This window comes from Streptomyces sp. 7R007, assembly GCF_054850255.1.
Genome location: NZ_JBTWMV010000046.1, coordinates 12,854 through 33,478, shown reverse-complemented (window position 1 = coordinate 33,478; position 20,625 = coordinate 12,854). Strand labels below are relative to the sequence as shown.

The 20,625-nt window shown below is 71.6% G+C and carries 22 protein-coding genes; 15 read left to right on the top strand and 7 right to left on the bottom strand.

Features of this window, described 5'->3' with window-relative positions; all coding sequences use genetic code 11:
* Positions 1–50 precede the first annotated feature (50 nt).
* The 4 genes from ACYF6T_RS36260 to ACYF6T_RS36245 all read left to right on the top strand — a co-directional run bounded on the left by ACYF6T_RS36260 (position 51) and on the right by ACYF6T_RS36245 (position 4,174).
* Positions 51–1,049: an ABC transporter permease gene (locus ACYF6T_RS36260; protein WP_461701910.1), complete on the top strand. Its 999-nt coding sequence runs from the start codon at positions 51–53 to the stop codon at positions 1,047–1,049.
* Entirely contained in the window at positions 1,046–2,143 is a 1,098-nt protein-coding gene (locus tag ACYF6T_RS36255; protein WP_461701909.1) for an ABC transporter ATP-binding protein, read from the top strand. The genes ACYF6T_RS36260 and ACYF6T_RS36255 overlap by 4 nt, the downstream gene beginning before the upstream one ends.
* A gap of 23 nt (positions 2,144–2,166) precedes the next feature.
* Complete coding sequence (locus ACYF6T_RS36250) at positions 2,167–3,429, top strand: ABC transporter ATP-binding protein (protein ID WP_461701908.1); 1,263 nt, start codon at positions 2,167–2,169, stop codon at positions 3,427–3,429.
* A gap of 88 nt (positions 3,430–3,517) precedes the next feature.
* Positions 3,518–4,174 carry a trimeric intracellular cation channel family protein gene (locus ACYF6T_RS36245; protein ID WP_461701907.1) on the top strand — a complete coding sequence of 219 codons (657 nt, stop codon included), beginning with the start codon at positions 3,518–3,520 and terminating at the stop codon, positions 4,172–4,174.
* On the opposite strand, the gene ACYF6T_RS36240 is transcribed toward ACYF6T_RS36245, so the two are convergent.
* Complete coding sequence (locus ACYF6T_RS36240; protein ID WP_461701906.1) at positions 4,083–5,306, bottom strand: alpha/beta hydrolase; 1,224 nt, start codon at positions 5,304–5,306, stop codon at positions 4,083–4,085. The two genes, ACYF6T_RS36245 and ACYF6T_RS36240, sit on opposite strands and share 92 nt — an antisense overlap.
* Before the next feature lie 135 nt (positions 5,307–5,441).
* Here ACYF6T_RS36240 and ACYF6T_RS36235 point away from each other — a divergent pair, with 135 nt between their 5' ends.
* Positions 5,442–6,302, top strand: a complete 861-nt coding sequence (locus ACYF6T_RS36235) for a thioesterase family protein (RefSeq protein WP_461701904.1) — start codon at positions 5,442–5,444, stop codon at positions 6,300–6,302.
* Here ACYF6T_RS36235 and ACYF6T_RS36230 read toward each other — a convergent pair.
* Positions 6,289–6,876 carry a TIGR03086 family metal-binding protein gene (locus ACYF6T_RS36230; RefSeq protein WP_461701902.1) on the bottom strand — a complete coding sequence of 196 codons (588 nt, stop codon included), beginning with the start codon at positions 6,874–6,876 and terminating at the stop codon, positions 6,289–6,291. The genes ACYF6T_RS36235 and ACYF6T_RS36230 overlap by 14 nt on opposite strands.
* 104 nt (positions 6,877–6,980) lie before the next feature.
* On the opposite strand from ACYF6T_RS36230, the gene ACYF6T_RS36225 reads away from it, so the two are divergent.
* Both ACYF6T_RS36225 and ACYF6T_RS36220 read left to right on the top strand, forming a co-directional pair.
* The gene (locus ACYF6T_RS36225; protein ID WP_461701901.1) at positions 6,981–7,958 is read left to right on the top strand and encodes a helix-turn-helix transcriptional regulator; all 978 of its coding nucleotides are present in this window, start codon (positions 6,981–6,983) and stop codon (positions 7,956–7,958) included.
* A gap of 141 nt (positions 7,959–8,099) precedes the next feature.
* Positions 8,100–8,489 carry a hypothetical protein gene (locus ACYF6T_RS36220; RefSeq protein WP_461701899.1) on the top strand — a complete coding sequence of 130 codons (390 nt, stop codon included), beginning with the start codon at positions 8,100–8,102 and terminating at the stop codon, positions 8,487–8,489.
* Positions 8,490–8,594: 105 nt separating this feature from the next.
* Here ACYF6T_RS36220 and ACYF6T_RS36215 read toward each other — a convergent pair whose 3' ends face one another.
* Positions 8,595–9,221: a TetR family transcriptional regulator gene (locus ACYF6T_RS36215; protein ID WP_461701897.1), complete on the bottom strand. Its 627-nt coding sequence runs from the start codon at positions 9,219–9,221 to the stop codon at positions 8,595–8,597.
* A gap of 145 nt (positions 9,222–9,366) precedes the next feature.
* Between ACYF6T_RS36215 and ACYF6T_RS36210 the strand changes: the two genes are divergently transcribed.
* The 3 genes from ACYF6T_RS36210 to ACYF6T_RS36200 all read left to right on the top strand — a co-directional run bounded on the left by ACYF6T_RS36210 (position 9,367) and on the right by ACYF6T_RS36200 (position 11,129).
* Positions 9,367–9,531, top strand: coding sequence for a hypothetical protein (locus ACYF6T_RS36210; protein ID WP_461701896.1), 165 nt, complete (start codon positions 9,367–9,369; stop codon positions 9,529–9,531).
* A gap of 38 nt (positions 9,532–9,569) precedes the next feature.
* Positions 9,570–9,851, top strand: a complete 282-nt coding sequence (locus ACYF6T_RS36205; protein WP_461701894.1) for a DUF4190 domain-containing protein — start codon at positions 9,570–9,572, stop codon at positions 9,849–9,851.
* Positions 9,852–9,965: 114 nt separating this feature from the next.
* On the top strand, positions 9,966–11,129 hold the full coding sequence (locus ACYF6T_RS36200; protein WP_461701892.1) for a cysteine desulfurase family protein: 1,164 nt from the start codon (positions 9,966–9,968) through the stop codon (positions 11,127–11,129).
* A gap of 13 nt (positions 11,130–11,142) precedes the next feature.
* Here the strand turns inward: ACYF6T_RS36200 and ACYF6T_RS36195 are convergent, their stop codons facing one another.
* Together ACYF6T_RS36195 and ACYF6T_RS36190 are read right to left on the bottom strand one after the other, a co-directional pair.
* Complete coding sequence (locus tag ACYF6T_RS36195; protein ID WP_461701890.1) at positions 11,143–12,696, bottom strand: multicopper oxidase family protein; 1,554 nt, start codon at positions 12,694–12,696, stop codon at positions 11,143–11,145.
* A 213-nt stretch (positions 12,697–12,909) separates the two neighbouring features.
* On the bottom strand, positions 12,910–13,563 hold the full coding sequence (locus ACYF6T_RS36190) for an N-acetylmuramoyl-L-alanine amidase (protein WP_461701888.1): 654 nt from the start codon (positions 13,561–13,563) through the stop codon (positions 12,910–12,912).
* A 60-nt stretch (positions 13,564–13,623) separates the two neighbouring features.
* Between ACYF6T_RS36190 and mnmA the strand changes: the two genes are divergently transcribed.
* Positions 13,624–14,751, top strand: a complete 1,128-nt coding sequence (mnmA, locus tag ACYF6T_RS36185) for a tRNA 2-thiouridine(34) synthase MnmA (RefSeq protein WP_461701887.1) — start codon at positions 13,624–13,626, stop codon at positions 14,749–14,751.
* A 24-nt stretch (positions 14,752–14,775) separates the two neighbouring features.
* Here mnmA and ACYF6T_RS36180 read toward each other — a convergent pair whose 3' ends face one another.
* Positions 14,776–15,555 (bottom strand): alpha/beta fold hydrolase, encoded by a 780-nt coding sequence (locus ACYF6T_RS36180; protein WP_461701885.1) that lies wholly within the window; start codon positions 15,553–15,555, stop codon positions 14,776–14,778.
* Positions 15,556–15,617: 62 nt separating this feature from the next.
* Positions 15,618–15,941 (bottom strand): DUF427 domain-containing protein, encoded by a 324-nt coding sequence (locus ACYF6T_RS36175; RefSeq protein ID WP_461701884.1) that lies wholly within the window; start codon positions 15,939–15,941, stop codon positions 15,618–15,620.
* A gap of 51 nt (positions 15,942–15,992) precedes the next feature.
* Between ACYF6T_RS36175 and ACYF6T_RS36170 the strand changes: the two genes are divergently transcribed.
* From ACYF6T_RS36170 to ligA, 4 genes are read left to right on the top strand one after another with little or no spacing between them, the layout of a single operon-like run.
* Positions 15,993–16,532 (top strand): LOG family protein, encoded by a 540-nt coding sequence (locus tag ACYF6T_RS36170; protein WP_461701882.1) that lies wholly within the window; start codon positions 15,993–15,995, stop codon positions 16,530–16,532.
* A gap of 7 nt (positions 16,533–16,539) precedes the next feature.
* A complete protein-coding gene (locus ACYF6T_RS36165; protein ID WP_461701880.1) occupies positions 16,540–17,238 on the top strand; it encodes an SDR family oxidoreductase in 699 nt (232 codons plus the stop codon).
* Positions 17,235–18,233: a methionine synthase gene (locus tag ACYF6T_RS36160; RefSeq protein WP_461701879.1), complete on the top strand. Its 999-nt coding sequence runs from the start codon at positions 17,235–17,237 to the stop codon at positions 18,231–18,233. Before ACYF6T_RS36165 ends, ACYF6T_RS36160 begins: the two co-directional genes overlap by 4 nt.
* Positions 18,234–18,246: 13 nt before the next feature.
* Complete coding sequence (gene ligA, locus ACYF6T_RS36155) at positions 18,247–20,442, top strand: NAD-dependent DNA ligase LigA (RefSeq protein WP_461701877.1); 2,196 nt, start codon at positions 18,247–18,249, stop codon at positions 20,440–20,442.
* Positions 20,443–20,625 lie beyond the last annotated feature (183 nt).

Genomic DNA, 20,625 nt, shown 5'->3' with positions numbered 1-20,625 from the left:
GGCCACCGGAAGACCTCCGGTGGCCCGCGGTCCGCGGCGGGCCGTTAGCTGTGCTCGCTTACCTCATCAGGCGGTTGTTCGCCGCCGCAGTGATGCTCGTGGTCATCATCATGGTGGTCTTCGGCATCTTCTTCCTCGTCCCCAAGTGGGCGGGCGTCGACATCGCGTCGAGCTTCGTGGGCAAGCAGGCCGACCCGGCCTCCGTCGCCGCGGTACGCGAGAAGCTGGGCCTGGGCGACCCGATCTACTCCCAGGTCTGGGAGTTCTTCAAGGGCATCTTCGTCGGCCGCACCTACTCGGGCGGCGGCGACGTCACCCACTGCGCCGCACCCTGCTTCGGCTACTCGTTCCGCAGCGAGCAGGCCGTGTGGCCGGTGCTGACCGACCGCTTCCCGGTGACCCTGGGTCTCGCGCTCGGTGCCGCCGTCCTGTGGCTGGTCTTCGGTGTCGCGGCGGGTGTCCTGTCCGCCCTCAAGCGGGGCAGCATCTGGGACCGCGGCGCCATGGTCGTCGCACTGTCCGGTGTCTCGCTCCCCATCTACTTCACGGGTCTGATCAGCATCGCGGTCTTCGACATCGGACTGCACTGGGTCGACTCGCAGTACGTCCCCTTCGCGGACAACCCGGCGCGCTGGTTCGAGAGCATGCTCCTGCCCTGGATCACCCTCGCGTTCCTGTACGCGGCCATGTACGCCCGGATCACCCGCGCCACCATGCTGGAGATCCTCGGCGAGGACTACATCCGCACCGCCCGCGCGAAGGGCCTCAAGGAGCAGGTCGTCATCGGCAAGCACGCCATGCGCTCCACGATGACCCCCATCCTCACCATGCTCGGCATGGACCTCGGCGCCCTCATCGGCGGCGCTATCCTGACCGAGTCCACGTTCAACCTGCCCGGTCTGGGCCGCGCTGTACTCGACGCGATCAAGAACCAGGACCTGCCCATCATCCTGGGCGTCACCCTGATCACTTCTCTCGCGGTGCTGATCGCCAACCTCGTGGTGGACATCCTGTACGCCGTGATCGACCCCCGAGTGAGGCTCTCATGACGGAACTCAGCAAGACGGGAGCCGCCGTGGGCGAGCCCACGGCCGCCTCGCCGGCCCCGACGTCCTTCCTGGAAGTGCGCGACCTGAAGGTGCACTTCCCGACCGACGACGGCCTGGTGAAGTCCGTCGACGGGCTCAGCTTCCAGCTGGAGAAGGGCAAGACCCTCGGCATCGTGGGCGAGTCGGGCTCCGGCAAGTCGGTGACCTCGCTCGGCATCATGGGCCTGCACACCGCCGGCCAGTACGGCAAGCGCAAGGCGCAGATCTCCGGCGAGATCTGGCTGGACGGCACCGAGCTGCTGTCCGCCGACCCCGACCACGTACGCAAGCTGCGCGGCCGCAACATGGCGATGATCTTCCAGGACCCGCTGTCCGCGCTGCACCCGTACTACACGATCGGCCAGCAGATCGTGGAGGCGTACCGCATCCACCACGACGTCGACAAGAAGACCGCGAAGAAGCGCGCGGTCGAGATGCTCGACCGGGTGGGCATCCCGCAGCCCGACAAGCGCGTCGACAACTACCCGCACGAGTTCTCCGGCGGTATGCGCCAGCGCGCGATGATCGCGATGTCGCTGGTCAACAACCCCGAGCTGCTCATTGCGGACGAGCCGACCACCGCCCTGGACGTGACCGTCCAGGCGCAGATCCTCGACCTGATCCGGGACCTGCAGAAGGAGTTCGGCTCCGCTGTCATCATCATCACCCACGACCTGGGCGTCGTCGCCGAACTGGCCGACGACATCCTGGTGATGTACGGCGGCCGCTGCGTGGAGCGGGGCCCGGCGGAGAAGGTGTTCTACGAGCCCCGCCACCCCTACACCTGGGGCCTGCTCGGCTCGATGCCGCGCCTGGACCGCGAGCAGCAGGACCGCCTGATCCCGGTCAAGGGCTCCCCGCCCTCGCTGATCAACGTCCCGTCCGGCTGCGCCTTCAACCCGCGCTGCCCGTACGCCGACATCCCCAAGGACAACATCACCCGCACGGTCCGCCCCGAGCTGACCGAGGTCGGCAGCCAGCACTGGGCCGCCTGCCACATGACGCAGGAGCAGCGGGAGCGCATCTGGACCGAAGAGATTGCGCCGAAGCTGTGAGCGAGAACCCTAAGGACGCAGCAGTGGGCATCCCTGCGCAGAGCGAAGGCACCGTGGCCACCAAGGAGAACCCCGCCCCCGGCGAGGCCCTGCTGAAGGTGACCGGGCTCCAGAAACACTTCCCGATCAAGAAGGGCCTGCTCCAGCGGCAGGTCGGTGCCGTGCACGCCGTGGACGGCATCGACTTCGAGGTCCGCAAGGGCGAGACCCTCGGCGTCGTGGGCGAGTCGGGCTGCGGCAAGTCGACGATGGGCCGGCTGATCACCCGGCTGCTGGAGCCGACGGGCGGCAAGGTCGAGTTCGAGGGCAAGGACATCACGCACCTCGGCGTCAGCGGCATGCGTCCGCTCCGCCGTGACGTGCAGATGATCTTCCAGGACCCGTACTCGTCGCTGAACCCGCGCCACACCATCGGCACGATCGTCGGGGCCCCCTTCAGGCTGCAGGGCGTCGAGCCCGAGGGCGGTGTGAAGAAGGAGGTCCAGCGGCTGCTGTCGGTCGTGGGCCTCAACCCCGAGCACTACAACCGCTATCCGCACGAGTTCTCCGGCGGTCAGCGCCAGCGCATCGGCATCGCCCGCGCGCTCGCCCTGAACCCGAAGCTGGTCGTGGCGGACGAGCCGGTCTCCGCGCTGGACGTGTCGATCCAGGCCCAGGTCGTCAACCTGCTCGACGACCTCCAGCAGGAGCTGGGCCTGACGTACGTGATCATCGCGCACGACCTCTCGGTCGTCCGGCACGTCTCGGACCGGATCGCGGTGATGTACCTCGGCAAGATCGTCGAGCTGGCCGACCGGGAGGCGCTGTACAAGGCGCCGATGCACCCGTACACCAAGGCCCTGATGTCGGCGGTGCCGATCCCGGACCCGCGGCGCAAGAACGCCAAGAGCGAGCGCATCCTGCTGCGCGGCGACGTGCCCTCGCCGATCTCCCCGCCGAGCGGCTGCCGCTTCCACACCCGGTGCTGGAAGGCGACGGAGATCTGCAAGACCACCGAGCCGCCGCTGACCGAGCTCAGGCCCGGTCAGCAGGTCGCCTGCCACCACCCGGAGAACTTCGAGGACCAGGCCCCGCAGGACACGGTCCTGCTGAGCGTGGCCAAGGAGGCGGCCGAGCTGGTGGCCGACGAGGTGCTGGCCGAGTCCGCGGAGACGTCGGCGGCGGTGGCGGCGGAGGTCGCCGAGCTGGCCGAGGAACACGCGGAGGAGCAGCCGTCGACCGAGACGGCTGCGGACGAGACGGCTGCGGACGAGGCGCCCTCGGGAGAGGCATCCACGGAGAAGTAGTCCAGCCGGAGCAGTAATCCAGCGAGAATCAGCGAGCCCCCGCCTTCGTTTGTAAGGCGGGGGCTCGCTGTTGCGTCAGAATATGAGGGTGCTCCAGCAAATGTTCAGCCCCTCCGTCCAGCACACGCTCGACCTCGTCGGCATCTTCGTGTTCGCCATCTCCGGCGCGCTGCTGGCCGTCCGCAAGAACTTCGACGTCTTCGGCATCGCCGTCCTCGCCGAGGTCACCGCGCTGGGCGGAGGGCTGTTCCGGGACGTGATCATCGGCGCGATCCCGCCCGCCGCCTTCACCGACCTCGGCTACTTCGTCACCCCGCTCCTGGCCGCCCTGCTGGTCTTCTTCCTGCACCCGCAGGTGGAGCGCATCCAGGCCGGCGTGAACGTCTTCGACGCGGCCGGTCTCGGCCTGTTCTGCGTCGCCGGGACGATGAAGGCGTACGAGTACGGGCTCGGCCTCACCCAGTCCGCCGCCCTCGGCCTCGCCACGGCCGTGGGCGGCGGTGTGCTGCGCGACGTCCTCGCCAACGAGGTGCCCTCACTGCTGCGCTGGGACCGCGACCTGTACGCGGTCCCGGCCATCGTCGGCGCCACGATGGTGGTCCTGTGCATCCACTACGACGCCCTGACCCCGCTCACCAGCGCCCTCGCGGCCGTCACCGCCTTCGTCCTGCGCCTGCTCGCGATGCGGTTCCACTGGCGAGCGCCGCGTGCGTGGAACCGCCGCTCGACGGTGCGAGAGGAGTAGCGCCGCCGGTCCGGGCGCGGTGCTGGCCCATCTCCAGGGTCAGCCAGCGGAACGCCGGCACCACCTGCGGCCGCCACAGGGCCATGGTGTGCCCGCCGGCGCTCTTCGGGATGTAGACCACGTGCACGGTCGTCGGGGCCTTCGCGATCTGCTCCAGGGCCACGGCGGCCTCGTAGCCGTCGTGCGGCTGGCCGGAGAGGTACAGGGCGATCCGGGGTGGCGTGCGGGCCGAGCGCAGCAGCAGGTAGGGGTTGTTCGCGGCGCGCAGGGCGGGGTTCTGGGCGGCCAGGGAGTTGCGTTCCCCGATGGGGTCGTCGTAGCCGGACATGCTGACGGCGGCCATGTAGCGGTCGGGGTGGGCGACGGCCAGCTTGGCCGCGCAGTGCGCGCCGGCCGAGTAGCCGGCGACCGCCCACCCCCCGGGCGCGGGCTGGGCGCGGAAGTTGTCCGTGACCATCCGCGGTACGTCGATGCTCAGCCAGGTGTCGGCGTCGACCGTGCCGGGGATGTTGGCGCAGCCGGTGTCGACGCCGGCCAGCAGGTTGGTGCGCGGGGCGACCAGGATGAACGGCGCGACCTCGCCGTTCCTCATGAGCGGGGCCAGTTGGCTGGTCACGTGCAGCGAGCCGAACCAGGCCTTCGCCGAGCCGGGGTAGCCCGGCAGCAGCTCGACCACGGGGAACCTGTGGTGGCGGTAGGCCGGCTTGCCGTACTGGGGCGGCAGCCAGACGTAGACCTCGGCGTTCACGCCGGAGACGCGGCCCTTGAGCTGGGTCTCGCGCACCCCGCGCAGGCCGGGGCCGGTGGCCGCGGTGAAGGTCTGCTTCACCTTGGGCAACCGTTTCAGCGCTATTCCGCCGGTGCCGTCGACGCCCAGGTTCGCCGCCTGCTGGACGTGGTTGCCGGTGCCGAGCAGGTCGGCCCAGTTGTCGTACAGGTTGTTCTCGTTGTTGACCAGTACGAAGACCAGGGCGACCGCGGTGCCCTGGGCGAAGAGCAGCATCAGCGCCCGGGCCGCCAGGCGCAGCACCCGTGGCCCGCGCAGACGCGACCACAGCACGAGCGGCACGACGAGGGCGACGACGGACAGCACGATCAGCGTGTAGAGGAACGGTGTCCCGGTGAGGCTCATGTCCCTGGAGAGGGCGGAAGGGGGCGCCGGGTTTACGGACGAGTCGGACACTTACCGAGAAATTGCCCAGGTCTCACCTGTCTCGCCGGTAAGCCAAAGCTACCGCTTAGTAATTGTCTGTTGTACCGTTCACCCATGCCAGATGCAGCCTCCGCCGCGGCCGTACGGGCCACGATCGGCGACAGCGAGTTCGACCGCGACACCGCGCTCACCCGCCGCGCTCCCGGCGTCTACGACATCGACCTGTCCGCCGGCTGGACGATCATCAACGCCGTCAACGGCGGCTACCTGCTGGCCGTCCTCGGCCGCGCGCTCGCCGACGCCCTGCCGCACGCGGACCCCTTCACCATCTCCGCGCACTACCTGACGGCGTCCCAGCCGGGCCCCGCGGTCGTCCGCACCGAGGTGGTGCGCACCGGCCGCACCCTGTCGACCGGCCAGGCCTCGCTCTTCCAGTACGACGGCGAGGGACGCGAGGTCGAGCGCATCCGCGTCCTCGCCTCCTACGGCGACCTCGACGCCCTGCCCGACGACGTCCGCACCACCGCCGTACCCCCAGCGATCCCGCCGATGGACCAGTGCTTCGGCCCCGAGGACGGTCCCGCCCCCGTCCCCGGCAGCTCGGCCATCACCGACCGCCTGATGCTCAAGCTGGACCCCGCCACCCTGGGCTGGGCGCTGGGCGCGCCCTCCGGCAAGGGCGAGATGCGGGCCTGGTTCGGCCTCGCCGACGGCCGTGACGCCGACCCCCTCTCCCTGCTCCTCGCGGTCGACGCCCTCCCGCCCACCGCCTTCGAGATCGGCCTGTCCGGCTGGGTCCCGACCGTCGAGCTCACCGTCCACGTCCGCTGCCGCCCGGCGCCGGGACCCCTGCGCGTCTCGATCACCACCCGCAACCTCGCCGGCGGCTTCCTGGAGGAGGACGCCGAGGTCTGGGACAGCGCGGACCGGCTGGTCGCCCAGTCCCGCCAGCTCGCGCGGGTCAGGCTCGGCTGAGCGGCCGCCGCCCCAGCCAGGCCGCCAGCTCGCCGTAGACGCCGGCCCCTTCGGGGGCCGGCCGGACCGAGTCGAAAGGCGTCTCCGCGTCCCGTTCCGGGTCGGGCAGCACCCGGCGGGCGACCGCCAGGGCGAACTCGGCGAGGGACGGGTCGAGGGCGAGCGGGCGGCCGAGGGACTCGGACAGGTCCCAGGTGTGGGTGACCAGTTCCATCACATAGCCCGACAGCGCCGCCCGGCCCGGCACCTCGCCCCACGGGACCCGGACCGGGGCCTCCAGCCGGGCGTCCTGCTCCCATGCCTTCAGGGCGCGGGCCCGGGCCTCGTCGTACACGGCCGTCCACTCCTCGTCCCGCACGCCGTCGGCGAAGGGGTGCACGGCCAGCCCGTCGCCGCCCTCGCCGACCACCGCGATCCGCCGGGTGCCGCCGACGATGTGGCTGATCAGGGTGCGGACGTCGAACTCGGTGCACGGGGTGGGGCCGGACAGCTGCTCGGGACGGACCGTCCGGACCAGCGCGGCGGCCTGCTCGGTGGCGCGGGCGTAGAGGGGGCGGGGGTCGATGGCGTTCATGGGATGCCTCTCCGTTCGTGTGCCGGTGATCGAAGAGTCCCCGCTTAACCTGACAGTTTCCGTCAACATTTGCCGCGGCTTTCCCGGCGGAGGACTCTGGTGCCGTGAAGTCCGACCGTTTGCTCTCGATCCTGCTGCTCCTGCAGACCCGCGGCCGGCTCCCGGCGCACGAACTCGCCGGCCGGCTGGAGGTGTCGGTGCGGACGATCTACCGGGACGTCGAGGCGCTGTCGGCCTCCGGCGTCCCCGTCTACGCCGAACGCGGCCGGCACGGCGGCATCGAACTGCTCGCGGGGTTCCGGACGGACGTGACGGGACTGACCGCCGACGAGTCCCGCGCCCTGTTCATCCTGGCCGCGCAGGGCGCGCACGCCGCGCTCGGCCTGGACGCGGCCCTCGGCTCGGCGCTGCGCAAGGTGATGGCCGCGCTGCCGGCGCCGTACCGTCCGGCCGCCGAGGTCACCAGCCGCCGTATCCTCGTCGACGCCACGCGCTGGAAGGGCGGCCCGCTGAAGGCCGTCGACCTGGACGTGCTGCAGGACGCCGTCTTCACCGACCGGCGGCTGCGGCTGCGCTACCGGCACAGCGGGGAGCGGGAGACGCGGACGTACACCGTCGATCCGTACGGCCTGGTCTCCAAGGCCGGAGTCTGGTACCTGGTCGCCGACCGGCGAGGCCGGCCGCGGCTCTTCCGCGCCGACCGGGTGCACGCGGCCACCGTCCTGCCGGAGCCGGTGAAGCGGCGGCCGGGCGTCGAACTCGCCGACGTCTGGGAGGTGCTCAGGCGCCAGGTCGAGGAGCGCCCCGGCGGGCTCGACGTCACCGTACGGGTCCGGCGCGAGCGCCTCGACATGTTCCAGCGCCTGAACGCCGCGTACCTGACCGGACTGCCCGACGACGACGGCGTGAGCGAGTGGGTGACCGCCCGGCTGTCGTACGGCTTCGTCCGCGAGGCCCGCCAACTGCTGATGTTCGCCGACCAGGTGGAGGTCCTCGCGCCGCCGGAGGTGCGCGCGGAACTGGCCGCGGCGGCCGCCTCCGTCACGAACCTGTACCAGCGGGTAGCCGACGGGGAATCGTGAACTCGCCGGTCAGGGGCGCCTCTTGGGCCGTGCTTTACCCGATTGACAGGGCGGGAACAGGGCGCCCCCAAGGAAGCCCTAAGGGCCGTTGATTGAGTTCCGGTTCTCAAGGCCTCCTCATCTTCCCTGGAGTTGTTTCTCATGAAGCGTGCGCGTCTCGTCCCCGCCGTGGCCCTGCTGGCGCTCTCGCCTCTGGCCCTGGCGGCCTGCGGCTCGGGCGACTCCTCGTCCTCCTCCGGCTCCAACTCCGGGCAGCAGTCCTGTCAGGCGCCGACCGGCAACCCGTCCGGGCGGCCGAGCGGCGCCCCCTCCGGCGCCCCCACCGGCAAGGCCACCGCCAGGCCCAGCGGCACGCCGTCGGGTATGCCGTCGGGCATGCCGACCGGCGCGGCCGGCGGTCCGGGCGCCGGGGGCCAGGGCGGGCCCGGCGGCGGTATGGGCGGCTGCGGCGGGCCCGGCGGCGGCCAGGGCGGGGCGATGCCCAGCGGTGCGCCCACCGCGCAGGCGACCGCCCAGTCGACGAAGAGCTGACGACGCCGGCGGAAAGACGGAACGGCGGAAACGGCCGAAAGGCCGAAAGGCCGAAAAGGGGCGGCACCCGGTCCACGGGTGCCGCCCCTTCGCGTGGGCGGCCGCTCAGTCCAGCCAGTGCCGGCGGCCGATGCTGATCAGCCGCATCTGCCGGGTCGCCACCTGCGCGACGCGCTCGCGCTCCTCGGGAGAGGTCTCCGGGGCCTCCAGGAAGAGCGAGGCGGTGATGAGCATCTGGTCGACGTAGAGATGCGCCAGCATGAGCAGGTCGTCGTCGCTCCAGCCCGCCGCCTCCCGGTCCTTGGCGAGCTCGGCCTTCACCTCCTCGGCGAACCGGGCCAGTTGGTCCCGTATCGCCTCCCGCACCGGCTGGACTCCGCCATGTCGCTCGCGGGCGATAAAACGGACATGAGCGGGGTACGCGTCAACGTGACGGGCGATCAGCTCGATGGCGCGGATGATGCGCTGCTCGCTGTCGTCCGCCGCGGACACCGTCGTCCGGATCATCGGGTGCAGGCTGCCCAGCGCCTCCTCGACCAGGGCCACGCCGAGATCCGCCGTGGAGCGGAAGTGGCGGTAGAAGGCGGTCGGGGCGACCCCGACGGCGCGGGTGACCTCGCGCAGGCCCAGGCTGCTCAGGCTCTGCTCCTCCAACAGGCCGAGCGCCGCGTCCAGCAGCGCCTGCCGGGTCTTCTGCTTCTGTGCCTGCCGGATGCCGAGGGTGTGACTCATGTCATCCAGTTAACAACTGTTCTCCGGAATTGGAAAGCCTTGGGACGCGCTAGACTGGGAAGTCAGTGAACAAGTGTTACTACAACCGTTCACCGAAATGTCACGAGAGGCGTCTCCCGGACGCCCCGGAGGGGGATCGAATCCCATGCTGTTCCTCGTCGCCGCCTTCATGCTGCTCGGCGTGGTGCTGGGCACCGTCGCCCACGCCCCGCTGACCGTCACCGCCCTGGCCGCCGTCGGCATCGCCGTCTGGCTGGGCATCTTCGCCGCCCGCGAGCGCCACAGCCGTCGCCGCACCTCGGCCCACTGACCGTTCGCTTCGCCACCCGTCCCCAGGAGCTGAACACCATGCAACTCACCGCCCCGGCCCGCACCGGCCGCACCGACGCCCGCAAGCCCGCCCGCGACGCCGACGGCATGGCGGTCGCGTCCTTCATCCTCGGCCTCGTCGGGCTCCTCGTCCTCAACGTCTTCCTCGGCCCGGTCTCCATCGCCCTGGCCGCGGTCTCCCTCTGGCGCGGCACCACCCGCCGGGGCCGCGCCTACCTGGGCCTCGCCCTCGGCGCCGCCGACCTCGTGGTCCTGGTGATCGCCATGCAGCTGTCCAACACGGTGTCCTGGAGCCTGTGAGCCGGAAAGACGCCCGGTGACCGACGGCCGGCGCCCCGAGGACGACGGGGCATGGCCGACGCGGGTGCACCGACCGCCCGGGCCACCACCGTGCCCCCGTAGAATCAGGGCACCATGGCATACCTCGACCACGCCGCGACCACCCCGATGCTCCCGGAGGCGGCAGAGGCACTCACCGCCCAGCTGAGCATCACGGGCAACGCCTCCTCCCTCCACGCATCGGGCCGCAGGGCCCGCCGTACGGTCGAGGAGTCCCGCGAGACCCTCGCGGACGCGCTCGGCGCCCGCCCCAGCGAGGTCGTCTTCACCTCCGGCGGCACCGAGGCCGACAACCTCGCGGTGAAGGGCCTGTACTGGTCTCGCCGCGCCGCCGACCCGCGCCGCACCCGCGTCCTGGCCAGCCCCGTCGAGCACCACGCCGTCCTCGACGCCGTGCACTGGCTGGGCGAGCACGAGGGCGCGACCGTCGAGTACCTCCCCGTCGACTCCTACGGCCGCGTCCACCCCGAGGCGCTGCGCGAGGCCATCGCCCGCGACCCCGACGACGTCGCCCTCGCGACCGTGATGTGGGCCAACAACGAGATCGGCACCGTCCTGCCGGTCGCCGAACTGGCCGCGGTGGCCAAGGAGTTCGGGGTCCCGCTGCACGCCGACGCGGTGCAGGCCGTCGGCCAGGTCCCGGTCGACTTCGCCGCCTCCGGCCTCGCCGCCATGACGGTTTCCGGCCACAAGATCGGCGGCCCGTACGGCATCGGCGCCCTGGTCCTGGGCCGCGAGCACACCCCCGTGCCCGTCCTGCACGGCGGCGGCCAGGAGCGGCACGTCCGCTCCGGCACCCTCGACGTCCCCGCGATCGCCTCCTTCGCGGTCGCCGGCCGCCTCGCCGCCGAGCAGCGCGAGTGGTTCGCCACCGAGATCGGCGCCCTGCGCGACAGCCTCGTCGAGGCGGTGCGCACGGCCGTCCCGGACGCGATCCTCGGCGGCGACCCGGTCGACCGGCTCCCCGCCAACGCGCACTTCACCTTCCCCGGCTGCGAGGGCGACTCCCTGCTGCTGCTCCTGGACGCCCAGGGCATCGAGTGCTCCACCGGCTCCGCCTGCACCGCCGGCGTCGCCCAGCCCAGCCACGTCCTGCTCGCCACCGGCACCGACCCGGACCTGGCCCGCGGCACCCTGCGCTTCTCCCTCGGCCACACCTCCACGGAGGCCGACGTCGACGCCCTCGCCAAGGCGATCGGCCCCGCGGTGGAGCGCGCTCGCGCCGCGGGGCTGACCTGATGTCCGGTGGGGCCTAGCTCTCCGTCACCATGAGGGACGCCATCATGCCCTCGTCCTCGTGCTGCAGCAGATGGCAGTGGAGCATGTACATGTAGGTGTCGTCGGTGAAGTCCGTGAACTCCATGGCGATCTCGATGGAGCCGCCGCCGACCACCTCGTAGGTGTCGAACCAGCCGAGGTCCACGCCGGTGGGATCCTCGCCGTTGACGGAGACCAACTGGTAGGGCACGTCGTGGAGATGGAACGAGTGCTCCAGCTGGGTGCTGTTCTTGATCGTCCAGATCTCCTTCGCGCCCAGCGTGGTGCTGATCATCGCCATGGACGACATGCTCGTCCCCGCCGACCCGTTGATCGTCATGGTCGTGCCGCTCTGGCCGAGCGTGATGGTCCGGGCGGTGAAGTCGCTGGTGTCGTACCGGTCGATCGTGTTGAGCGAGCTCGGCAGGTCGTCCGGCGTGTCGGTGCCGGACGCGCTGATCGCCAGCACGTCGTAGGTGCCGCTGCCGCCCCGGACCCAGCCGGTGGTGACGACGGCCTGGAGCGTCACCGCCTCCGACAGGTCCAGCACGAACTCCGCGCGCGCCCCCGCCACCAGCCGGATGCCGTCCACCTCCGTGGCCGCGGTCAGGTAGCCCTGGTCGGTGGCGATCTGGTTCAGCGTGCCGCCGTCGCTGCGCTGGACGGTGATGATGTCCGACGGCGAGGCGTTCAGCACCCGGAACCGGGTGCGGGTCCTGCTCGCGGTGAAGGTGAGGGTGGTGTCGTCGACGTTGGTGCCGTTGAGCAGCAGCGGGAAGCTCAGCCCGTTGGTGAGGTAGCCGGACAGGTCGTACTTGACGTCGCCGCTGCCGTCCGTGGCCAGGCTCTGGAAGATCAGCGGGATGTCGTCGGTGCCGTAGGTGCCGGGCAGGGCGGAGGACGCGTCGGAGTCGTCCGCCACGATGATCATGCCGGCCAGCCCGTGCACCGCCTGCTTGGCCGTGGTGCCCAGCGCGTGCGGGTGGTACCAGAGCGTCTTCGCCTCGTCCTTGACGGTGAACGTCGGGGACCAGGTCTCGCCGTCGGCGAAGGCCACCTGCGGGCCGCCGTCCATCTCGGCCGGGACGTGCGCGCCGTGGAAGTGGACGGTGGTGTCCTCGCCCAGGCTGTTGGTGATGTCGAGCAGGACCGTGTCGCCGCTGGTCCACTTCATGGTGGGGCCGAGGAAGGACTGGTTGTAGCCCATCGTGTCGCTGGTGACGCCGGAGAGCACCTCCGCGGTGCCCGTCTTCGCCTCCAGCGTGAAGGTGGTGGTGCCGTCGGACGTGGTGCCCTCCAGCAGGTCCGGGATGGTCAGGGTGGCGGTGCCGTCAGCGGCGCTCGCCCTGTTCCTCCCCGCCTCCGTCAGCAGGGAGAAGGCGCCGCCGGCCCCGGCGACCGCCCCGAGGCCCACCCCGGCCATGCCGCCGAGGAACCTGCGCCGGTGGACGCCCTTGCCGCGGGAGGTGCGGCTGGTCTTGGAGTGCCTGGACTTGCTGCTTCTGCCCGTGTCGCTCGTGCGGCCATCGGGCTCGGTGATGTCTGCCATGGACCGGGATGGTTGACCCGGGGTCTGTGCGAGAACTGGGCCGAAGTTAGGAGGAGGCCGCGCGCGCTGTGTAGCCGCCGTGAAGTGCTCGACGGCACAACTGCCCTGAAAAAAAGCCAAGTTGGCGTGCCGCAGGTCACCTCCGCCGCGCGGGACGCATCGGACACATGCAGCACGGGGCGTACGCACAACATCACGATCGGATCACTGGCGTCAGGTCTGTTCGGCCCGTCGTACCAGTCCCATGTACCGGTCCCAGTCCCAGTACCGCCCGGGGTCCGTGTGGTCCGTCCCCGGCACCTCCACATGCCCGATCACGTGCTCCCGGTCGGCGGGTATGCCGTAGCGCCGGCAGATCCCCGCCGTCAGCCGGGCCGAGGCGGCGTACATCGCGGCCGTGAAGGAGGAGCGGTCCTCCACGAAGCCCTCGTGCTCGATGCCGACGCTGCGTTCGTTGAACGCCCGGTTGCCCGCGTGGAAGGCCACGTCCAGCTCGCGGACCAGCTGCGTGATCCGGCCGTCCTCGCGGACGATGTAGTGCGCCGCGGCCTGGTGGCCGGGGTCCTGGAAGGCCCTCACCGCGCTGCGGTAACCGCCCTGGGTGACGTGGACGACCACGCGGTCTATCGCGTAGTCGGCGGGCCGGTCCGCGCGCCGGTAGTTCGCTGGCGAGGCCGCCACCCACAGCGCGCCCCGGAAGTCCACCGCGCCCGCCACCCGCGGCTTGTCCACCCCCGGCAGCCGCCACCACAGATGCGCCAGCTCCTCGCGCGCCAGCGCGGCCACGCCCACCCCGGCCGCCGCCCCGCCCACGAGCAGGGCCCGCCGCCCGATCCGCCGGTCCGTGTCGCTCTCGCTCGCCCCCATGTGATCCACAACGGATACACGCGAGCCGCGGTTCCCGCGCCCCCGTACCCTGGAAGGGTTATGACTGACACCCCGCAGCGCTCCCGCCCCCTTCGCGTACTCGCCGCCATGTCCGGCGGCGTGGACTCCGCCGTCGCCGCCGCCCGCGCCGCCGAGGCCGGCCACGACGTGACCGGCGTCCACCTCGCGCTCTCCGCGAACCCGCAGTCGTTCCGCACGGGTGCCCGGGGCTGTTGCACCATCGAGGACTCCCGCGACGCCCGCCGCGCCGCCGACGTCATCGGCATCCCGTTCTACGTCTGGGACCTCGCCGACCGCTTCCGCGAGGACGTCGTCGAGGACTTCGTCGCCGAGTACGAGGCCGGCCGCACCCCCAACCCGTGCCTGCGCTGCAACGAGAAGATCAAGTTCGCCGCGCTGCTGGACAAGGCCCTCGCGCTGGGCTTCGACGCGGTCTGCACCGGCCACTACGCGAAGATCGTCACGCTGCCCGACGGCTCCCGGGAGCTGCACCGCGCCTCCGACATGGCCAAGGACCAGTCGTACGTCCTCGGCGTCCTGGACGACAGGCAGCTCGCCCACGCCCTCTTCCCGCTCGGCGACACGGTCACCACCAAGGACGAGATCCGCGCGGAGGCCGAGCGCCGCGGTCTCGCCGTCGCCAAGAAGCCCGACTCGCACGACATCTGCTTCATCGCCGACGGCGACACCCAGGGCTTCCTGGCCAACCGCCTCGGCAGGGCCGAGGGCGACATCGTCGACGAGTCCGGCACGAAGCTCGGCACGCACGAGGGGGCGTACGGCTTCACCATCGGCCAGCGCAAGGGCCTCAGGATCGGCACACCGGCCGCCGACGGCAAGCCGCGCTACGTGCTCGACATCTCGCCGGTGACGAACACGGTCACGGTCGGCCCGGCCGAGGCCCTCGACGTCACCGCCCTCACCGCCATCAGGCCCCGCTGGTGCGGCGCCGCCCCCGCCGGCCCCGGCACCTACACGGCCCAGCTGCGCGCCCACGGCGGTGAGACCGAGGTGCGCGCCGAAGTCGTCGACGGCCGTCTGGAGGTCACCTTCACCGAGCCGGTACGCGGCGTGGCCCCCGGCCAGGCGATCGTCCTGTACGACGGCACGCGCGTGGTCGGCTCGGCGACGATCGCGTCGACCACGCGCGCGACGGCGGCGGTGTAGCCGGGGGCCGGCCGACGGGCCGGCTCAGCCGCCGAGGAACTCCGCCAGCGCCGGTGCCAGGGCCTGGGGGTCGACCGCGTGGGTCTGGCCCTCCAGCAGGCGGTACGTGCCCTGCGGGACCGCCTCCGCGACCGCCCGCGCGGCCTCGCACATCCACCCCGGGCTCGCGCCGCCGGCCAGGGCGAGGACCGGCACACCGATCCCGGCCAGCAGGTCGCGGGGGACGAGTCCGTCGCCCATGCAGGCGTCGTCGTGGGCGAGGCTCGGCGCGAGTGCCTCCATGCCCGGCCACATGGGGGACTGGCGGGCACCGGCGATCATCTCCGGGGCCATGCCGGTGGCGGTCAGGAACAGCTCCACGGCGTCCCCGCGCCGGCCCTCGGCGAGGGCCGCGGTGAGCTGCTCGGTGTACCGGGCGCGTTCCTCGGCGCCGCCCTCGTGCACGGCGAACGGCGGCTCGTACACCGCCACCTGACGCAGCGGCAGCCCGCTCGCCGCCGCCCGGAGCACCAGCGCGCCGCCCGACGACATGCCGTACAGCGACGCCTCGCCGCCCACCGCCTCGATCAGCGCCGCGAGATCCTCGATCTCCCGGTCCACCGCGTACGGCTCCGTGTCCCCGCTCTCGCCGCGGCCCCGGCGGTCGTACGCGACGACGGTGAACCGGTCGGCCAGGAGCGGGGCCACGGGCGCCACCGTGGCGCCCGTGGACATCGCGCCGCTCACGAGGACGACAGCCGGACCCTGCCCGGTGCGTGAGTACGCGATCGGTGTGCCGTCGCGCGAAATCGTCTTCTTGTCCATACCCGTGGAGACTGCCCCACGGGAGCGAGCTCATCGCCCTTATCGGCTCGCGACACTTCGGCTTACGACACTTCGACGTCGTAGAAGCACAGATGGTCCTTGATCTCGGCCACGTCCGGCTTGGGATCGGGATACGACCAGACGAGGTCCGCCGCGTCCGGCAGGGACCAGTACGACGCGGTCCCCTTGAAGGGGCAGTAGGTGTGGGTGTCGGAAGGGGTCAGCAGATCGAGGCGGACGTCCTCGGCGGGTATGTAGTACCGCACCGGACAGCCCGTCTCCCTGAGGACCAGCGGCCGTTCGCTCTCCGCCAGGACCTGGTCGCCGTGCACCACGCGCACGTGCTGGTCGCCTTGCTCGATGGTGATCGTGTGTCCTTGGGCCATGGAAGGAGCAGCGCTCGCCGGGCGCCGGTTCTTCCCGCGTACGGTGGCCGCATGCGAATCTGCGTCTTCCTCTCCGCCGCCGACCTCGACGACCGCTACACCCGCCCCGCCAAGGAGTTCGCGAGACTGCTGGGCAAGGGCGGCCACACGCTCGTGTGGGGCGGCTCCGACGTCGGCCTGATGAAGGTGGTCGCCGACGGCGTGCAGGAGGCGGGCGGGCGGCTGTGCGGGGTCTCCGTGGCGTTCCTGGCGGCCAAGGCGCGGCAGGGCGCGGACGAGATGGTGATCGCCGGCGACCTCGCCGAGCGCAAGAAGCTGCTGCTGGAGAAGTCCGACGCCGTGGTGATCATGGTGGGCGGCACCGGCACGCTCGACGAGGCGACGGAGATCCTGGAGCTGAAGAAGCACGGGCACACCGACAAACCCGTCGTCCTGCTCAACACCGCCGGCTTCTACGACGGCCTGAAGGAGCAGTTCCGGCGGATGGAGGACGAGGGGTTCCTGCCGCGCCCCCTCACCGACCTGGTGTTCTTCGCGGAGGAGCCGGTGGGGGCGCTGGCCTACCTGGAGGAGTCGCAGGGCACCCGGTGATGCGAGCATGGCGGGCATGGCTACACATGTGATCACCGGAGCGGGTTCCGGCATCGGCGCGGCCGTCGCCCGCCGCCTGCACGCGCGCGGGGACGACCTCGTCCTGCACGCGCGCGACGCGGGCCGCGCGAAGGAACTGGCGGCGCGGTTCCCCGGCGCGCGGACGCTGGTCGGCGACCTCGCCGACCCGGACAGGCTGTCCTGGGCCTTCTCCCACCAGACGCTCCCCGACCGCGTGGACTCCCTGCTGCACATCGCGGGCGTGGTCGACCTCGGCCCGGTCGGCGAACTCACCCCGAAGTCCTGGCGCCACCAGCTGAACGTCAACCTCGTCGCCCCCGCCGAGCTGACCCGCCACTTCCTGCCCCAACTGCGCGCCGCCCGGGGCCACGTGGTCTTCGTCAACTCCGGCGCCGGCCTGAACGCCCACGCCGACTGGTCCGCGTACGCCGCCTCCAAGCACGGTCTGAAGGCCCTGGCGGACGCCCTGCGCCACGAGGAGCACGCCGGGGGCGTCCGGGTCACCTCCGTCTACCCGGGCCGCACCGCGAGCCCCATGCAGGCCAAGGTCCACCAGCAGGAGGGCAAGGAGTACGACCCCGGCCGCTGGATCGACCCGGAGTCGGTCGCCACGACGATCCTGATGGCCCTCGACCTGCCGCGGGACGCGGAGGTCAACGACCTGACGGTGAGGCCGGGACGGTGACGGAGTTCGCGTTCGGTCCCGCCACCGGCGTCGGCTCCCTGCCCGGCGGCGACGCCCGGGAGGCGGCCAAGACCGCCACCGGCACCTTCGAGGACTTCCCGTTCCTGCCCGAGCTGCCCGCGCGCGGGCCGGGCGCCGACATGATCGGGCGGACCGCGGGGATGCTCGTGGAGCTGTACGCGCGCGTGGAGCCCAGCGGCTGGCGGATCGGGGACCGGCCGGGGCGGGACACCAAGCGGGCGCGGAGCTGGCTGGGGGAGGACCTCGACGCGCTGGAGGAGTTCACCCAGGGGTACGAGGGCCCGCTGAAGGTGCAGGCGGTCGGGCCGTGGACGCTGGCCGCCGCGCTGGAGCTCAGGAACGGCGAGGCCGCGCTCTCCGACGCCGGCGCCTGCCGCGACCTCGCCGCCTCCCTCGCCGAGGGACTGCGGCTGCACCTGGCGGAGGTGCGGCGGCGGGTGCCCGGCGCGCAGGTCGTGCTGCAGCTCGACGAACCCTCGCTCACCGCCGTCCTGCGCGGACAGGTGAGGACCGCCAGCGGGTACCGGACCCACCGGGCGGTGGACCGGCAGATCGTGGAGGCGGCCCTGCGCGACGTCGCCGGGGTGCATGGGGACGGTCCCGTCGTGGTCCACTCCTGCGCGCCGGACGTCCCGTTCGCCCTGCTGCGCCGGGCGGGCGCGGCGGCGATCTCGTTCGACGTCTCGCTGCTCACCGAGCGTGACGACGAGATGATCGGCGAGGCGGTGGAAGGGGGCACCCGGCTCTTCGCGGGTGTCGTGCCGGGCACGGACGGCCCGTTGTCAGACCCTGCCGGTAGCGTCATGGGTGTCAGGACGCTGTGGCGCAGGCTGGGGCTGTCTCCGGCGCTTCTCGCGGAGGCCGTCACGGTCACTCCGGCGTGCGGGCTCGCGGGGGCCTCCCCGGAGTACGCGCGCAGGGCGCTCGCCCACTGCGTCCGGGCGGCGAGATCCCTCGCGGACGACCCAGAGTAACGGGAGGAACACGGTGGCCGGCGACAAGCAGCAGGCGGAGACGACGGTGCCCGCCGAGGCGCGGGAGAAGCACGCGAAGCTGGCGGAGCAGGTCGAGGAGCACCGCTTCCGGTACTACGTGAAGGACGCTCCCGTCGTCAGCGACGCGGAGTTCGACAAGCTCCTGAAGACGCTGGAGGCGCTGGAGGAGGAGTATCCGGAGCTGCGCACGCCGGACTCGCCGACGCAGAAGGTCGCCGGCTCGTACGAGACGGAGTTCACGGCGGTCGAGCACCGCTCGCGGATGCTGTCCCTGGACAACACCTTCAACGACGACGAGCTCGCCGCCTGGGCCGACCGCATCCACAAGGAGCTCGGCGACCAGGACTTCCACTTCCTGTGCGAGCTCAAGGTCGACGGCCTCGCGGTGAACCTCACCTACGAGCGGGGCCGCCTCACGCGCGCGGCGACGCGGGGCGACGGCCGCACCGGTGAGGACATCACCCCCAATGTCCGTACGATCGCGGACATTCCGGACCGGCTGCGGGGGGAGCGCGTCCCGGACCTCGTGGAGATCCGGGGCGAGGTCTACTTCCCGATGGAGAAGTTCGAGGAGCTCAACGCCCGCCTGGTGGAGGCGGGCGACAAGCCCTTCGCCAACCCGCGCAACGCGGCGGCCGGTTCACTGCGCCAGAAGGACCCGCGTATCACCGCCTCCCGCCCCCTCCACATGGTCGTCCACGGCATCGGCGCCCTGGAGGGCTTCACCGGCATGACCCGCCTGTCCGAGGCGTACGACCTGCTCAAGACCTGGGGCCTGCCCACCTCCACGCACAACAGGGTGGTCGACGACCTCGACGGCGTCCGCGGGTTCATCGCCCACTACGGCGAGAACCGCCACTCCGTGGAGCACGAGATCGACGGCGTGGTCGTCAAGCTCGACGAGATCCCCCTCCAGGGCCGGCTCGGCTCCACCTCGCGCGCCCCCCGCTGGGCCATCGCGTACAAGTACGCGCCGGAGGAGGTCAACACCAAGCTCATCAACATCCGCGTCGGCGTGGGCCGCACCGGCCGGGTCACGCCGTACGCCCAGGTCGAGCCGGTCACGGTGGCCGGCTCCGAGGTCGAGTTCGCGACCCTGCACAACCAGGACGTCGTCCGGGCCAAGGGCGTCCTCATCGGCGACACGGTCGTGCTGCGCAAGGCCGGTGACGTCATCCCGGAGATCCTCGGACCCGTCGCCGACCTGCGCGACGGCAGCGAGCGCGCGTTCGTGATGCCGTCGGAGTGCCCCGAGTGCGGGACACCGCTGCGGCCGATGAAGGAGGGCGACGTCGACCTGCGCTGCCCGAACGCCCGCACCTGCCCGGCCCAGTTGCGCGAGCGGCTGTTCTACCTCGCGGGCCGCAAGGCGCTGGACATCGAGCACTTCGGGTACGTCGCCGCGGCCGCCCTCACCAAGCCGCTGGAGCCCGCGGACCCGCCGCTGAAGGACGAGGGCGACCTGTTCGACCTCACCATCGAGCAGCTGCTGCCCATCAAGGCGTACGTCCTCGACCAGGACAGCGGCCTGCCCAAGCGCGACCCGAAGACGGGCGAGGAGAAGATCGCCACGGTCTTCGCCAACCAGCAGGGGGAGCCGAAGAAGAACGCCCTCGCCATGCTGGAGAACATCGCCGCCGCCAAGGAGCGCCCCCTCGCGCGCGTGCTGACGGGTCTGTCGATCCGTCACGTCGGCCCGGTCGCCGCCGAGGCGCTGGCCCGCGAGTTCCGCTCGATCGAGCGCATCGAGCAGGCCACCGAGGAGGAGCTGGCGGCCACCGACGGCGTCGGCGGCATCATCGCCGCCTCGCTCAAGGAGTGGTTCGCGGAGGAGTGGCACCAGGAGATCCTGCGCAAGTGGCGGGCCGCCGGCGTGCGCATGGAGGAGGAGGGCTCCGGCGAGGACGAGGGGCCGCGCCCGCTGGAAGGCCTCACCGTCGTCGTGACCGGCACACTGGAGCACTTCACCCGCGACGGCGCCAAGGAGGCGTTGCAGGGCCGGGGCGCGAAGGTGACCGGTTCCGTCTCGAAGAAGACGTCCTTCGTGGTGGTGGGCGACAATCCTGGTTCGAAGTACGACAAGGCGATGCAGCTCAAGGTCCCCGTCCTGAACGAGGAGGGCTTCGAGGTCCTGCTGGAACAGGGGCCGGAGGCGGCGGCCGAAGTCGCGCTTGCCGCAGAGCAGTAGTGCGTGTGTGGCGGTTGAAGGCCACCCGATCGGCGCATACCAGATGCATAAGGGTGGCCGGGGCGCATTCGGGCAACCGTCGACGACCGCTGCCCGTGGAAGCCTTCTGCGGCCTACTGTTGAGATGTGCGCCTGCCGTGCCCAGCTGCGGTTGGGGCATCCCCGTTGTTCGTGAAGGGCTGT

Coding starts and splice junctions, on each gene's coding strand:
- ACYF6T_RS36255 (WP_461701909.1), top strand. CDS start 1,046: ATGACGGAACTCAGCAAGACGGGAGCCGCCGTGGGCGAGCCCACGGCC.
- ACYF6T_RS36240 (WP_461701906.1), bottom strand. CDS start 5,306: ATGAGCCTCACCGGGACACCGTTCCTCTACACGCTGATCGTGCTGTCC.
- ACYF6T_RS36235 (WP_461701904.1), top strand. CDS start 5,442: ATGCCAGATGCAGCCTCCGCCGCGGCCGTACGGGCCACGATCGGCGAC.
- ACYF6T_RS36230 (WP_461701902.1), bottom strand. CDS start 6,876: ATGAACGCCATCGACCCCCGCCCCCTCTACGCCCGCGCCACCGAGCAG.
- ACYF6T_RS36220 (WP_461701899.1), top strand. CDS start 8,100: ATGAAGCGTGCGCGTCTCGTCCCCGCCGTGGCCCTGCTGGCGCTCTCG.
- ACYF6T_RS36215 (WP_461701897.1), bottom strand. CDS start 9,221: ATGAGTCACACCCTCGGCATCCGGCAGGCACAGAAGCAGAAGACCCGG.
- ACYF6T_RS36210 (WP_461701896.1), top strand. CDS start 9,367: ATGCTGTTCCTCGTCGCCGCCTTCATGCTGCTCGGCGTGGTGCTGGGC.
- ACYF6T_RS36205 (WP_461701894.1), top strand. CDS start 9,570: ATGCAACTCACCGCCCCGGCCCGCACCGGCCGCACCGACGCCCGCAAG.
- ACYF6T_RS36200 (WP_461701892.1), top strand. CDS start 9,966: ATGGCATACCTCGACCACGCCGCGACCACCCCGATGCTCCCGGAGGCG.
- ACYF6T_RS36195 (WP_461701890.1), bottom strand. CDS start 12,696: ATGGCAGACATCACCGAGCCCGATGGCCGCACGAGCGACACGGGCAGA.
- ACYF6T_RS36190 (WP_461701888.1), bottom strand. CDS start 13,563: ATGGGGGCGAGCGAGAGCGACACGGACCGGCGGATCGGGCGGCGGGCC.
- mnmA (WP_461701887.1), top strand. CDS start 13,624: ATGACTGACACCCCGCAGCGCTCCCGCCCCCTTCGCGTACTCGCCGCC.
- ACYF6T_RS36180 (WP_461701885.1), bottom strand. CDS start 15,555: ATGGACAAGAAGACGATTTCGCGCGACGGCACACCGATCGCGTACTCA.
- ACYF6T_RS36175 (WP_461701884.1), bottom strand. CDS start 15,941: ATGGCCCAAGGACACACGATCACCATCGAGCAAGGCGACCAGCACGTG.
- ACYF6T_RS36170 (WP_461701882.1), top strand. CDS start 15,993: ATGCGAATCTGCGTCTTCCTCTCCGCCGCCGACCTCGACGACCGCTAC.
- ACYF6T_RS36165 (WP_461701880.1), top strand. CDS start 16,540: ATGGCGGGCATGGCTACACATGTGATCACCGGAGCGGGTTCCGGCATC.